Here is a 13,522-nt window from a genome sequence, read left to right on the forward strand (position 1 = left end):
TTTCCTGCTTTTAAATTAGCTTGGAGGGTTAACCAGTGTGTAGAAGAATACAGCAGCTTCCTGTCTTTTTAGAGGCTGCTTGGATCGATAGTCAACAGACCCATCCTCATTCTTTTTGGCTTCAGGCCCATAAAGCCCAAGAGCGACAACGGTCTTGACGCTTTCAAGCGCCCAGGAATCCGTGCCCGGTGCGAGCTTGGCATCCTGCGGGGAAATTCCCCACATGCCTCTGACGACTTGGTAGAACAGATAAGCCGCCTCCTGTCTGGTTATCGCCTGATCAGGATTCGCGTTTCCTTTGCTATCAGGTGTCAGCAGACCGCCTTCCGCTGCTGTCTGCAGATCTGCCTCAGCCCAGTGACCTGCCGTATCCTTAAAAGCTGGCTCAGAGCTACGGGGTGTCAGTCCAAACAGAGTGATCAGGAAATGGACAAATTCGGCCCGGGTGGTATTGCCCTCAGGACTAAACTTACCGTCCGATCTCCCATTCAAGAATCCAAAGCTGTATAATGGATCAATGAACTTTGCATATGGACTCTTTGAACTAACGTCAGTGAACGGAGTTGGCAGCTTTATTTTTTCGAAATAATCAACGCCTAGATATTTAAAATATTTCGGAGTTCCAGCCGAATCGTTCACGAACGCAAGGGTTGCTCCGTTCTCATCTTTAAACACCTGTGGTCCTGTCTGCCGAAACTTAAGCGCCTTACCGTTAAGACCACTCAGAGCAATTTCCCCGTTACCCACAGCCTTAATCTGAACCACTGCGTTGAATGTCCGCAGCTTGCGGTAGCTTCCTTCCACAGCCTGCAAATCCTGAACTGGTGTATTCAAGAATTGTACCTGTGCCGGTTTGGCGGGGAAGAAATGGTCCATAAATTCGCTGTAAAGCTGCTCTCTCAGCTGCGTAGAGGCTGTGAAGCTGACAAATACACCAATGCTCTGCTCGGGGATAAGCCACATATAGGAAGTAAAGCCTTGATAGTCCCCATCCTTACCTACAACCTTCTGTCCGTTATCCTTCCAAGGCACATTGGAGGGCTCGTACCCGTAAGCTGTATCCGGAACGCCTGGTGCGGCGTAGTGATGGAACGTCTGCATTTCTTTTACAGAGCTTTCCTTCAATATCCGGTTATTTCCCACTGCTCCGCCGTTCAACTGGGAGATCAGAAACTTGGCCATATCCTCCCCTGTCGAGAGCATGCTGCCCTGAGGCTGGACTGTAGGTGCCACTTCGTGCAGCGGCATCGGGTTCCCGGCGCCATCATATGCTGTGGCCAATTGCTGCGCCAGCTTGCTTGTGAGCCTGAATGTGGAGTGGTTCATCCCAAGCGGGGTAAATATTGCTTTGTTCACATAGTCCTCGAACGGAGTCTTTGCAATTTGCTGTACAATATACCCCTGAAGCATCCATCCGAAATTGTCATACATAACGGCTTCACCTGGTTCGCGCTTCACTGGCCGCAGCATCTGCTTGAGGAAATCCTCCAGCGGCAAATAGGCATCCAAATCTTTGTAGTTGTCGGTTTCCTGTGCATCTCTTGCTGTGAACCCTGCGGTATGCGTTAACAGATTTGCTGAGGTCACCGGCTTAGAGAAGGGATTTTGCAGCTTGGGCCCGCCCAGATAATCTTCAATATTCTGATCCAGCTTGAGCTTGCCTTGCTCTACAAGCTGCATGGATGCCGCGGCTGTAACTACCTTCGCAATAGAGGCTACGCGAAATAGTGTCGCCTGTGGATCTATCCGTTTCTTGCTCTCCACATCCGCATAACCATAACCCTGATTAAGCAGCACCTTGTCCCCTTGCACAACGGTGAATATCGCCCCCGGAACCGATTTATCATTCAAATTGCGCTTGAAGAAATCTTCGGCGAACTGTTTGACCTCCTCCACTGTCAGCTGCCGCTTCCCCTCGGCGGACACCTTTCCACCCGGGAAGGCCGAGACCAAGACCAGCAGCGCCGACATGGTTAGTAAAATAATCCTTTGCATAAGCTCCTCCTTCGTATACCTTTAAGCAGCAACGTTGTCCCCAATTCCAACTTGTTCATTCGCCGCTTAGCACAAGCATACCGCCTCCTTCTTACGCCGATTTATCGACAATCTTAAATTAATCTTACAATGAGATCCCTGGTACAGGTTTTACAGTTCTTTCATAGAAATAGTGACTCAGAAATAATAGACTTATAGTAAAGAAGTGTTATGAACTGGAGGAGTCCTTGCATGAACCCAACCATACTGGTTGTTGATGATCAGCCTGACATCGCTGAGTTGCTCAAGCTGTTTCTCGAGCGGGAGCCCTACCGCGTGATTGAGGCATACGACGGTATCGAAGCCTGGAAGACCATCCAATCCGAGCAGGTGGATCTGGCTGTTATCGATATCATGATGCCTCATCAGGATGGTTATCAATTAGTTAAGCAAATTAGGGCGCACTATAATATGCCGATTATTTTTCTATCCGCGAAGGATCAGGACAGCGACAAAATACTTGGTCTGAGCCTTGGAGCCGATGATTTCATCGTAAAGCCCTTCAATCCGCTTGAGGTTGTTGCACGTATCCAGGCTCAGCTCAGAAGAGCGTATGATCTTAATATGCCTTCCCAGATGCATGCGGCTCAAACCTGGGTATCCATAGGAGAGTTAACATTGAATCTCGAGTCCTGCATACTCCTTCATGAAGAAGGAGAAATCACTTTGACATCAACAGAATTCAAGCTGCTTGAAACCTTTATGATGGCCCCCGGACGAGTCTTCACCAAAAAACAGCTGTTTGAAAAAGTATGGAGCGATACCTACTGGAAAGATGACAATACAGTGATGGTTCATATCTCAAGGCTAAGGGACAAAATAGAGAAGGACCCGCGTCAACCCGTTTATATCAAGACGATCCGCGGACTGGGGTATAAGTTCGCCAAGGAAGAAGACTTCCAATGAAAACTAAACGCCGGCTGCTCAACAGTCTAATCCGCTCTTATTTATTGTTCGCCTTTACACTTGGCTTAATCTTTCTTCTGGTTCAGTTATTCTCAGGGGAGCTGTCTGATCATTATGTAACAAAACCTATCGAGCCTTCTCAAATCGCCAGACCCGATTATACGTCCATCGATTCCGAAGTCATTGAAGAATCGGGGGGATGGGTCGAAATTCTGGACGAAGAACGGAATGTCATCTATATTAAAGGCACCCAGAAAGTGCCCCACAAAGCCTATTCCGCTGCTGAGCTTACGTCATTGCTGTATGACGGGAGCAGAATGCCTTATCTATATGCCTTAGCCCCGTTCAAGTCGGATAAGGGCGCCTCTCTGCTGTGCCTTGTAGCCATCCCCAGAGAGCGGGGGCAGACCAGCTTTAAACTGCTGACCCCGCCTGAGACAATATCAATTAATCTTAAGCTTTCATACGGCTTCTTCGGTGTTCTTCTGTTGTCAGTGATCAGTGTCTACCTGTATGGACGCTACACCTCAAAACAGTTGACCACCCCTCTTGAGCAGATCTCCACAGCTATGAGGCATATGAGGAACGGCCATTATGACCAGCGCCTGAACTATAATTCCAACAAAGAATTAACCACGATCCAGGAGTGCTTTAATGAAATGGCCGATCATCTGGAACAGACCGAGCGCGCCAATCAGCAGCTGATCGAGAGCAAACAGCGGATGCTTCTTGATATATCCCACGATTTGAAGACACCCATCACCACGATCCAGGGTTATGCAAGCGCACTGCTTCTTGGTCTGGCCGATACGGAGGAGAAGCGGCTCAGGTATTTAAATCTTATTTATTCCAAGGCTGGATTGATGACCGAGTTGGTTGGGGATTTATTCGAGCTGTCCAAGCTGGAAACTACGGAATATCCACTTTCAGGGGAATTTGAGGTAACAGACCTGGGCGAGTTGGTACGTGAGATTATCGCCGAGAATTATGAGCAGTTTGAACAAAAGAACTTTAATCTCACGTTCTCCATCCCCCATGAGGAGATTCCGCTTCGTCTTCATAAGACCTTGATAAGCAGGGCTGTGTCCAATCTGCTGACCAATGCCCTGAAGCATAATCCCAAAGGCACCACAGTGGATATTGACCTTAAGCATCTGGACAATGTTGTCAGGCTGACCATCATGGATAACGGGGCAGGAATTCCCGAATCGATACGGACAACCCTTTTTGACCCCTTTGTCCGGGGCAATGCGGCAAGAACCAGTGATGGAGGAACCGGGTTAGGGCTGTCTATTGCCAAGAAGGCGGTAGAGCTACACGGGGGAGAACTCCGGCTTTTAGATACCGAGGGGAGAACTTCTTTCCAAATCACCTTTAGTAAAACGGCATAAAAAGAGGAGCGCTTCGCTCGCGAAGCGTTTGGAACACAAACTGAACTTCTAAATTAATAAAATTTTTAATCTTCTAAACATCAATACAAATTGTTAAAATGCTGCGTTCTCCGATTTCTAGTCATCTGTAACTAAATCTCCACATTGCAGATCAGCAAATTTGGAAACAGCGGCAACCTGGAACGGAACTGTAGCCTAAAGCACACGTCAAAGAGCGATCCTCTATCTGCAGAGGATCGCTCTTAATTCTCCTTGTAGTCAAGCCTCAGATATCGTGTACAGCTAGACGACTTTTTCGACCCTGAATAATCTCATTAGAAACTGGGCCATTAGTGCAGTTATAACACAAATGCCTCCGCTGATCGCAGCATAACGGAAATCCAGGTAACTGAAATCCATCCGCAGATAGTTTACCGCCGGAAAAGCTGCGACAATTCCCACTAATATCAGCATTCTGAAAATCTTCAACACAGTCTCACTCCCGTTGGTCGCCCACACAATAGCGTTGGCAATGTACAGAAATGCTGCCACACCCAGTATAATGGTCAAAGTTGAGGAGAACAGACTGACAGACCACACCGATCGGAATCCGAGCGCAGTAAAGATACACCAGATAAGAACGCCGTTTATTAGTGCCATGACGACAACACGAATTAGGGCGAACAGCCACACCGCCAGCATAATTTTACCGGGCCGCGACACCACTGCCAGCAGAAAGCTCAAGTTTTTCTCTGTCTTTTCTTTGGTGAAGAACTGCAGCACATGCGGAATGCCTACATACAGTGCAAATACAAGTACGGATGACAAAAAGCCAACAGCAATTAAAGAATTGGTAAATATCAGCCGGTGCTCACGGGTCTCGTTTAACTTGCGCAATAGCGGGACAATGCCATCAATGGACAGATCCAGACTTTGTTCCAATTCCCCCAGCTGGCCAATCGTAAATACGAAAAAAATACCAAACATCAGCACCTGCATGGTCAATGACCTTTTCCAGTTCAGAGTTTTCACATCTTTTCTTAACAATGGCAGCATGTACAGCCTCTCCTTCCCGGCCATGGGTTACTTTATTGTTGCGCGGCGGCTTTTTTGGTAGTTCTATAGAAATCCTCGAGCGAGCTTTTCTCTTTAAAAAATTCCTCTACCTCAACGCCATGCTCCAGCAGAACCTGCAGCGGCTGAGCGATAAGCTCTGGTTGGACCGCAAATGTTACCGATTGCCCATCATGACCCGCCACCGTAATCCCTTCAATAGTACGAAGGAGCTCGGCCACTGTGTCCGGATTGCGGCAGATAACAATATAATGCTCGCTGATCCCGGTAATCTCCTGCAGCGCCTGATCTGCCACAATCCGGCCTTGGTGGATCATAATCACCTGATCCGCAATTTTCTCAATGTCATATAAATCATGTGAGCTGATGAGGATGGATGTGCCCTGTTCTGAACAGATTCTGCTCAATTTATCCCGCAAAAAAATTTTGGAATCCGGATCAAGTCCGTTGAAGGGCTCGTCAAGAATCAACAGCTCAGGCTCGTGCAATAATTCACGTATAATCATCAGCTTCTGCTTCATACCTTTGGAATACTGCCCTACTTTTACGACAGTTTTCAATTCAAAGTGTTGCACAAGCATGCTGAACCGCTCCACAATACTCTCTTTATTCATTCCACGAAGCCGCCCAAAAAACAGCGCATTCTCCCACGCCGTCATTTCGCCGTAAAGTCCCCCTTCATCAAACACAATGCCAAAACGGTTTCTGTTCTTCTGGCTCATGTTATAAGAAGGCTCGCCAAACATACTGCATCTTCCCTCAGTTGGAGGGTAGAGGCCTGTAATGCAGCGGATCGTTGAAGTTTTCCCTGCCCCATTCTCACCAATCAGAGCACAAATTTGCGCCGGATGAGTAATGATATTCATATCCTTAAGGACCACATGGCCTTGCAGGGTCAGGTTTAGTCCGCGTGTTTCAATAACCGGAGATGTCATGTTCTTCCCCCTTGTACATTACCAGGGGCTGCCTGGTTTATGTGTAACTGTAGCCGGCTGGCTGACTGCGCGGTTCTCCAATCTTTAAATGCCTGCCTAAGTAGAAGAAATCAGAATCATGGGAAATAATGATCAGAATTTTATAGAAAGCCTCATTCTCAATCATATTCAAAACACATTTTTTGGTTTCGGCATCCATGTTAGCCGTTGGTTCATCCAGAATTACAATATCTTTGCCCGCCAGTACAGCCCTCAAAAAGGCAATCATCTGACGCTGCCCGCCCGAGACATTGGCTCCTCCATGACCGATGGCCGTATCCAGCGCATCCGGAAAAACGGAGAAGAACGAATGAAGCTGATATTTCTCAACCAGCTCTTGTAATGGAGCGGCCTGTTCCTGCCGACCGTTCAGCAGAATATTGTCCAATATAGTACCTTGGAACAAATAAATGTTCTGTGATACGTATGAAATTTTGCTTCGCAGGTCAGATAGTTTAAGGGTTGAAATATCCGTTCCGTTGTAATAAATTGCTCCTTCACTCACAGGATACAGACCCAGAAGCAGCTTAATAAAGGTGGTTTTGCCCGACCCGTTGGCACCACTAAGGATTATGATATCACCTGCGTGGATGCTCTCATCGACCTGGTCCAGTACCGGCCGCGAATTACTTTCATTTCTGTAGGAAAAAGAAATATTTCTGATATTCACCGATTCAATAGGACCTGCAAGAACCTCATCTCTTCCATCATCCTCATTCCTATTATCCATATATTCCCTTACCCTATCAATACTAACCATAATAGGATTAATAGTCACCCCAAAGGTAGCCATAGCCTGCACATTGCCCAGTACTTTTGCCAGATACCCTGTAAAGGATACGTAGTCACCTAAAGTCAGTGTTTTGCCCAGGATCATGATCCCGGAGAAAAGTAGAACAACAGCTCCAGAGATGGAGCTGATGAGACTTGAACTTTCCATATAACCATTAACGTTCCTGTTCTGCTGCAAAATCGCTGTAATGACATGATGTGTCTTGGTATAGATCCCCGATATGTAACGCTGTTTGGCACCCAGGACCTTGATCTCCTCAAGTCCGTTAAGGGTTTCAAAGACGACTCCTGCCATCTCCGCTGAACTTTCACTTACCTTCCTCGTACTGGCACTCATCCGTCGGCTGTACCAAACTGTCACAGCAACATACAGCGGGATGATCGCAAGGACAATAAGCGACAGCTTTGGATTAATCCGGACCAGCAGAACTGCGGAGATCACACAATCAAACACGCCAATGATAATATTTATAACTGACGGAGAAAAAAGGTTGGATACACTTCCGCTTTCCGAAATTCGTGACATCAGATAGCCTTTGTCATGCTTATCGATAAATGCCATAGGCATATCTACCGTATGAGCGATCATCTCCATCCGGAGGTTGTTGGAAGCCTGGGTCCCGGCCTTGACAATATAATATTTACCGATGAGCGACAGGAAATATCTAATCAGATGCAGACACAATATAATGATGACTTGTTGATATAAGAAGTTTGCAGTCCCCTGCGAGGAAGACAGATTGTCAATAATTCTGCCGGTAATGAGCGGTATAGGCATAGCAATTAAAGATACTGCGGCAAGAGATCCAAGCGACAGCAGCAGCAGCAGTCTGTTCCCTTCCAGATACGGCCTTAAGAACATAAGGTTGCTCCAGAGTTTTCTCATAAATTAACCCTTGAACATGCCTATAATAAGAAAGGTTGAGATATACAAGACAAAAATGATGGCCAGAATCATGCTCATCCTGCTCTTATTCTTTACTTTTTTATTAAGAAAAACTGTAAATATGCCGATGACTACAATACTCAGAATCATAATCAGATTGTTCATACCAAGTTCTCCTTTAAAGCATGCTTACAATATACTTTTGATGACATCTCTCCCCCGGCGCTTCTCTCAATTGCCCGGCAATCTGTGCAAGCGTACCGCGAACTGCAGCTCTGGCAGGAATCCACTTTATCGAGCGTATACGTCCAGTACTCCTGGTACTTTCTTTTATCCACAATCTGTTTAAAGGTGTCCTTCAGCACATTGCCGATCACTTCATCCCGCATCATCGGACATACCGACACATCGCCGTTCCTGAAAACGGACAGCTTACCGTTTAGACAGGGATGAAAGTCAACATTATGAAAGAAGCTTAGATCGGTAAAACAACTTCCCTCCCCTTTATCGCTGAATAAAAGTTCGTTGTATACCGGATCATCACCAGTTTCATGGATTAAGCTAAACTGCATGCCCAAGGGATTAAATTGTTTATAGTATTCTACAATCTCCTCTCGGAATGTATAGTTTATTTTGTTCAATATTACATTAAAATAGAAGGGAATTCCTGTTTTTTTCAATTTATTCATATTTTCGTAGAAAATTGAAAAGTCAGGACGGTTCCTTACCTGCTGATTGGATGATTCCTGATTATGCGCAGAGGCATGAATCACAAGACTTGCTGTTGACAGCTGCTCCCAGTCCACCTGTTCAACATTAAATAGGTTCGTATAAATAAATATGCTGCTGAAATCCAGTATACGCGCCTCTATTAATATTGACGAGAGCAAATCCCATTGCAGTAACGGCTCCCCGCCGATAATGTGCAGTGTCTTGCAGCCTAATTGTTGACTGTGCTGTAATACATCCCGGTAGTCATTCTGCTCCATAACGTTATCTTGACTGAATCCGCTGTACCGTTTGCACCCGGTCGTACGGTTCACCCGATTATCCGTGCTGCAATAAGAGCATTCCAGATTGCATTCATCGTTAATGTTTAGATACAGATTGGATATTCTTACTTTATTCTTGGCAAAATCTTTGATTGAAGGCGGGAGGCCAAACCGTACCTTATCGATATAAGCATTATTGTCATAGTAGCTCCCCATCCCCTTGTCTACCAGCTGTGACAACAGCATATAATTGATGTTCCCCACCTGTTCGACAGGTACTCCCCTGTTCAGTTCGAGCAGCATTGCTGCGTCAGTTGGCGGTATATTCAGCATTACATTTTTGCTCAAATCGTATATAGAAGCCTGGCGTTCTCCCTGTACAACATAACAGTGTGCTCCGGTCTTAAAATACACTTCAGACACCTCCATTTGTAAATGCAGTTTATACAATTAGCTTCAGCATTTATCCATTACAAAACGAAAGGATTCGTACTTCCGGTCAATACTGTCTTTATGTGCCGTAATTTCACGCATTGCATCCGGATTCTTCTCCAGGACACCGTATAACACAGACAACTGTCTCTCAATGTCTGTTCTTCTCGTTGTACAGATTCCTTTTACATCGAAATTGTTGCCTACAGCACAGCTTGCATAACACAGGCCGCAAATAGCTTGATACGGGCATTCCCTGCATTGTTCCGTAAACTTGTCACTCCATTTTTCTACAATTTCACTGATTGCGTTCATATCTAATCCGTCTTCACAATTACCTATCGGAAATTGATAGCTAATCTTCTCACACATATGAAAGGTTCCATCGACAGCCACGAACATTCTACTGCCGGGAATACAGGCATTCCCCAGCAGTGACGAATAATTTCTGGCATAGGGATTGATGTTGCGATTGTGGCTTACTTTCAGGCTGGAACCAAAAAGCCTTTCTTTGAAAAACAGCTCGGACTTCCGCGAATCACCGCTAACATCCGTAATCTCCTGAAGATATTGATCCAGAAGAACGGACATACTGTCATTGATGCCTCCGCTCTCTCCCAATTCAGTATCCAGTATCTTGGATAATCTGCCGCCCATGGTCTTCATTAAATGCTTTTCCCTGATGAAGAAATCATTCATAGCGACCATATCTGTCTCATTATCGTAACAACTTAGAATCATTGTCGGGAGCAGCAGCTCTTTCCCTTGTCTCTCGATCTCGGCAAGCAGTTTCCGGATGTTCCCATAGACTACATCAAACGATCCGCGGTCATTCGCAAAGACCCTGTTCTTATCGTGCATCTCCTTGGAACCGTCCAGGCTGACAGAGACCATTACGTTATGCGTAACTAAGAATTCAATGATGGAATCTGTAAGGAGCGTTCCGTTTGTAGTCATGGAGAACATGGTCTTAAAGCCTGTCTGCTGTACATAAGCGACGACTTCCTGAATCAGATCAAATCTCAGTAAGGGCTCGCCCCCGTAGAATGAAATGACCGGTTGCTTATCCGGTGCATACTCTTTCCATTCTTCAATATAATCAATGTATTTCTGTACACTTTTGAGCGCAGTTTCCTTCTCCATCCGCTTCAAAGTATGCGTTCTCATCTCTTCATAATTTCCTGAGAAGATACAGTACTTACACCGCAAATTACAATTCTCTGTAAGCCCGAGAATCAGCTGTGGATAAGGATACGTTCTAAGCTCATCCAGAATCATATCTTGGTTCAGTTCAACCTCATGCGTATTGAATAAATCCCATTTCTTCATTAACTGTCTTGTCGGCAAGTCTGCAACTTCATAGATCAGCTCTCTGTCCAGCTTATCGTGGCTCTCAATCAGCTGAGCCAGCTCTTTGCTGGCTGGCACAACCATATTGGTAGCCCCGTCAAAAATATATTTACTTCCCTGTTTGGTTTCGAATACACCTATATTATTCATTATTCAGCCCACCTTAATTATGAATAAAGAACTTTAATAATAAAGAGGACATCCCGTACCTACTGTCCGGAATGTCCCGACTATTAGCTTAGAGTGCAGAGCTTGTCTTACTTGAAGTAATTGTTGTAGCGGTCGCATTGACAGCGGTTGCTCCGATAACATCGGAAATAGGAACCGGACCGTCTACCGCACATCCTGCTGCACAGCCTACCAGACATCCGCCGAAACAAGTTACACTACACAACCAGCCGTTTGTACCAAATTGTTGTTCAGACATAGTGAATTCCTCCTCATAATTATATAAGTTATATAAAGATAAGAGTCCTGAAAAACCTGAATTAAAATGCCGACTTTGTTGCTCCTGTAGATACGGTTGTAGCTGTTGCATTAACAGCAGTTGCACCAACAACATCGGAAATAGGAATCGGACCGTCTACTGCACATCCTGCTGCACAACCTACCAAACAACCTCCAAAGCAAGTAACACCGCACAACCAGCCATTCGTACCAAATTGTTGTTCCATGTCTCATTCTCCTCTTAAATGGAATTTGGACTTATCATTGCGACTTGCAAACGACCGGCCACAGCCCCCTTATCCAATTTAACATGTAAATAATTAGGTTATTTATTAATTACATTCAAATAATAGTATTTTATAGAACATAACAATATAATATATGTCACAATTTTATCTAATTTGATATTAATGGGAGTTTTTATATTAATAAGAAAAGATTAATAAAATAAGGATTTATACAAAAATGTAATCTCTCCTAAAAAGCGCAAAAAGACACTCTCTCCGAAAAACGAGAATGTCCAAATTTTAAGAGGCTTCGGTGGATTCTCGCTTCTCGTTGAATCCCTGAGCCTCAATTTTTTTAATCCAATATTCCACAGATGATGTTGAAGAGGTTATATAATCCCAGCCTACTTCACGGTAAGGTATTTTGTCCTTCAGCATTCGGTAAATGATTCGAAGTATGAGATGGGCTGCCGCTATGGTTGCCTTTTTCTGTCCTCGTCGTTTCTGAATTCGATAAAAGAAAGAAGCGAGTCGAGTGCCCTTGGTTTTACTTGCTGCCCAAGCTGCAATTTGCGGATCGCCTCCAAAACAAGACATATATTCCTGATCTCTGCACCGCATCTTTTTGGATTCCAGGAATGGTGACCAACAGCTCAGTGGATGCCGAATAGGGCTCTAACAATCGATCAATTTCTAGTTCTACTTTCTTCAATTGCTTTTCAACGAATGATAAGTGCTCCATATGCAGCCCCAACATCATCCGATGATGTTTCTTCAAACGCCCATCTAGAGCCTCCAAAAGTTCAGGAACTTTGCGCTTTAGTGAAGTTTTTACTTTTTCCTTGATCTCATCAGCCACTAAAACTTCACCATTAATGACGCATTCCAATAAAGCAGATACGCCAAAAATATCGCTAATGTAAGTGGTAAGCTTCAAATTAGCATCTTGCAATATCGTATGAATCCGATTTTTCTCAGCTGTTGCATCCCGAAGCAGTTTTCGTCGATAACGAGTTAAATCGCGCATACTCCGAATGTCTGCTCGAGGTACAAAGCTAGGAGTAATTAGCCCCGATCGAAGTAATTGTGCAATCCATGCTGCATCGGATACATTCGTTTTACGTCCGGGTACGTTTTTGATCCGTCTGGCATTCGCCAAAATTAAAGTGAATTGCTCCTCCAAACCAGATACACACCTGTACTTTCCATGGCAACATGCGTGCATTTGCAATCACTTAACTAATCATTGAGTGCGATCAGTCCTTTTGTTGTAGAGAAAGTACGAATTTCTTGCTTAGGTTTATGATCCAAATCACCATATAGAACACAAGCAACTATGGTCTCTTGATGTACATCAAGTCCAGCACACCTTTCCAAAATCGCTTCCATCCCACAGATCACTCCCGTAATTGTTAAGTTGCAGGTCATGTACCCTCAGAGAAAAGAATTTTTATAAACGTGCTCGTGGCAACAATTGGCGGTACTCGTGGGATATGGCCGGCCAGTTTGGGACTCAGAGTGTTATCCTACCAAAAAAGTCTCGGCCTGTGACCTGCAGTTCCATTATGGAACATACAGATCAGCAGGCCAAGACATTTTCATTCATCGTGGTGGCCGTCAAGCCATGTTAGTTGGGGACGGCCCCCTATCTTACTAACAGTTGAGATTTTAAGACAACAAACCTGCGGCTTCCTGTGCAGCTGCAGCCAAATATACAATCCCGTCTTTAACCATAACCGGGTAGGTTTGCACCTGTCCCTGGTCGGGTGCTTGGACGAGCCCCGTTCTTAAGTCAATCTTCCAATCGTACAGAGGATCGTACAGATAGAATCCTGACACGATACCTTCCGCCATAGGCCCTCCTTTGGGATGAGGATTGCGGTTGTCTATGGCATACATCTCTCCCACGGAAGTTAGAAATATGGCAATTTCCTTGCCACCTACCACGACAGTCCGTCCAATCCGGTCAGGGAAATCATTCACACTCCCCACTGGAATAAAGGTTGTTTCCTGTTTCATTGTTGATTTCTCCCTTCAG

The 13,522-nt window shown here is 45.1% G+C and carries 14 protein-coding genes; 2 read left to right on the forward strand and 12 right to left on the reverse strand.

Going from position 1 to position 13,522, the window contains the following annotated elements; genetic code table 11:
- Positions 1–15: 15 nt before the first annotated feature.
- Positions 16–1,995: a serine hydrolase domain-containing protein gene (locus KJS63_RS02625; protein WP_213617832.1), complete on the reverse strand. Its 1,980-nt coding sequence runs from the start codon at positions 1,993–1,995 to the stop codon at positions 16–18.
- Positions 1,996–2,226: 231 nt separating this feature from the next.
- On the opposite strand from KJS63_RS02625, the gene KJS63_RS02630 reads away from it, so the two are divergent.
- Both KJS63_RS02630 and KJS63_RS02635 read left to right on the forward strand, forming a co-directional pair.
- Positions 2,227–2,940 carry a response regulator transcription factor gene (locus tag KJS63_RS02630; protein ID WP_213617833.1) on the forward strand — a complete coding sequence of 238 codons (714 nt, stop codon included), beginning with the start codon at positions 2,227–2,229 and terminating at the stop codon, positions 2,938–2,940.
- The gene (locus KJS63_RS02635) at positions 2,937–4,331 is read left to right on the forward strand and encodes a HAMP domain-containing sensor histidine kinase (RefSeq protein ID WP_213617834.1); all 1,395 of its coding nucleotides are present in this window, start codon (positions 2,937–2,939) and stop codon (positions 4,329–4,331) included. The genes KJS63_RS02630 and KJS63_RS02635 overlap by 4 nt, the downstream gene beginning before the upstream one ends.
- A gap of 282 nt (positions 4,332–4,613) precedes the next feature.
- Here KJS63_RS02635 and KJS63_RS02640 read toward each other — a convergent pair whose 3' ends face one another.
- The 11 genes from KJS63_RS02640 to nirD form a co-directional block, all read right to left on the reverse strand.
- Positions 4,614–5,366 (reverse strand): hypothetical protein, encoded by a 753-nt coding sequence (locus KJS63_RS02640; protein ID WP_213617835.1) that lies wholly within the window; start codon positions 5,364–5,366, stop codon positions 4,614–4,616.
- Positions 5,367–5,398: 32 nt separating this feature from the next.
- Positions 5,399–6,319, reverse strand: a complete 921-nt coding sequence (locus KJS63_RS02645) for an ABC transporter ATP-binding protein (protein WP_213617836.1) — start codon at positions 6,317–6,319, stop codon at positions 5,399–5,401.
- 37 nt (positions 6,320–6,356) lie between these two features.
- Complete coding sequence (locus tag KJS63_RS02650; protein WP_213617837.1) at positions 6,357–8,036, reverse strand: ABC transporter ATP-binding protein; 1,680 nt, start codon at positions 8,034–8,036, stop codon at positions 6,357–6,359.
- A 3-nt stretch (positions 8,037–8,039) separates the two neighbouring features.
- Complete coding sequence (locus KJS63_RS02655) at positions 8,040–8,201, reverse strand: hypothetical protein (protein WP_213617838.1); 162 nt, start codon at positions 8,199–8,201, stop codon at positions 8,040–8,042.
- Complete coding sequence (locus KJS63_RS02660; protein WP_213617839.1) at positions 8,198–9,442, reverse strand: radical SAM protein; 1,245 nt, start codon at positions 9,440–9,442, stop codon at positions 8,198–8,200. The genes KJS63_RS02655 and KJS63_RS02660 overlap by 4 nt, the downstream gene beginning before the upstream one ends.
- 42 nt (positions 9,443–9,484) lie before the next feature.
- The gene (locus KJS63_RS02665; protein ID WP_213617840.1) at positions 9,485–10,960 is read right to left on the reverse strand and encodes a radical SAM protein; all 1,476 of its coding nucleotides are present in this window, start codon (positions 10,958–10,960) and stop codon (positions 9,485–9,487) included.
- 88 nt (positions 10,961–11,048) lie between these two features.
- Positions 11,049–11,237, reverse strand: a complete 189-nt coding sequence (locus tag KJS63_RS02670; protein ID WP_213617841.1) for a hypothetical protein — start codon at positions 11,235–11,237, stop codon at positions 11,049–11,051.
- 61 nt (positions 11,238–11,298) lie between these two features.
- Complete coding sequence (locus KJS63_RS02675; RefSeq protein ID WP_213617842.1) at positions 11,299–11,484, reverse strand: hypothetical protein; 186 nt, start codon at positions 11,482–11,484, stop codon at positions 11,299–11,301.
- Positions 11,485–12,031: 547 nt separating this feature from the next.
- A complete protein-coding gene (locus tag KJS63_RS26070) occupies positions 12,032–12,667 on the reverse strand; it encodes an IS110 family transposase (RefSeq protein WP_244862469.1) in 636 nt (211 codons plus the stop codon).
- 56 nt (positions 12,668–12,723) lie between these two features.
- Entirely contained in the window at positions 12,724–12,873 is a 150-nt protein-coding gene (locus KJS63_RS26075; RefSeq protein ID WP_244862470.1) for a hypothetical protein, read from the reverse strand.
- Positions 12,874–13,152: 279 nt separating this feature from the next.
- Positions 13,153–13,503 carry a nitrite reductase small subunit NirD gene (gene nirD, locus KJS63_RS02685; RefSeq protein ID WP_213617843.1) on the reverse strand — a complete coding sequence of 117 codons (351 nt, stop codon included), beginning with the start codon at positions 13,501–13,503 and terminating at the stop codon, positions 13,153–13,155.
- Positions 13,504–13,522 lie beyond the last annotated feature (19 nt).

Source organism: Paenibacillus sp. J22TS3 (assembly GCF_018403205.1).
Lineage (GTDB): Bacteria > Bacillota > Bacilli > Paenibacillales > Paenibacillaceae > Fontibacillus > Fontibacillus tuaregi.

Excerpts from the sequence above, each read along its gene's own strand:
- KJS63_RS02670 (WP_213617841.1), bottom strand. The coding sequence starts at position 11,237 with ATGTCTGAACAACAATTTGGTACAAACGGCTGGTTGTGTAGTGTAACT.
- KJS63_RS02675 (WP_213617842.1), bottom strand. The coding sequence starts at position 11,484 with ATGGAACAACAATTTGGTACGAATGGCTGGTTGTGCGGTGTTACTTGC.
- nirD (WP_213617843.1), bottom strand. The coding sequence starts at position 13,503 with ATGAAACAGGAAACAACCTTTATTCCAGTGGGGAGTGTGAATGATTTC.
- KJS63_RS02640 (WP_213617835.1), bottom strand. The coding sequence starts at position 5,366 with ATGCTGCCATTGTTAAGAAAAGATGTGAAAACTCTGAACTGGAAAAGG.
- KJS63_RS02655 (WP_213617838.1), bottom strand. The coding sequence starts at position 8,201 with ATGAACAATCTGATTATGATTCTGAGTATTGTAGTCATCGGCATATTT.
- KJS63_RS02630 (WP_213617833.1), top strand. The coding sequence starts at position 2,227 with ATGAACCCAACCATACTGGTTGTTGATGATCAGCCTGACATCGCTGAG.
- KJS63_RS02645 (WP_213617836.1), bottom strand. The coding sequence starts at position 6,319 with ATGACATCTCCGGTTATTGAAACACGCGGACTAAACCTGACCCTGCAA.
- KJS63_RS26075 (WP_244862470.1), bottom strand. The coding sequence starts at position 12,873 with ATGGAAGCGATTTTGGAAAGGTGTGCTGGACTTGATGTACATCAAGAG.
- KJS63_RS02625 (WP_213617832.1), bottom strand. The coding sequence starts at position 1,995 with ATGCAAAGGATTATTTTACTAACCATGTCGGCGCTGCTGGTCTTGGTC.
- KJS63_RS02665 (WP_213617840.1), bottom strand. The coding sequence starts at position 10,960 with ATGAATAATATAGGTGTATTCGAAACCAAACAGGGAAGTAAATATATT.
- KJS63_RS02635 (WP_213617834.1), top strand. The coding sequence starts at position 2,937 with ATGAAAACTAAACGCCGGCTGCTCAACAGTCTAATCCGCTCTTATTTA.
- KJS63_RS02650 (WP_213617837.1), bottom strand. The coding sequence starts at position 8,036 with ATGAGAAAACTCTGGAGCAACCTTATGTTCTTAAGGCCGTATCTGGAA.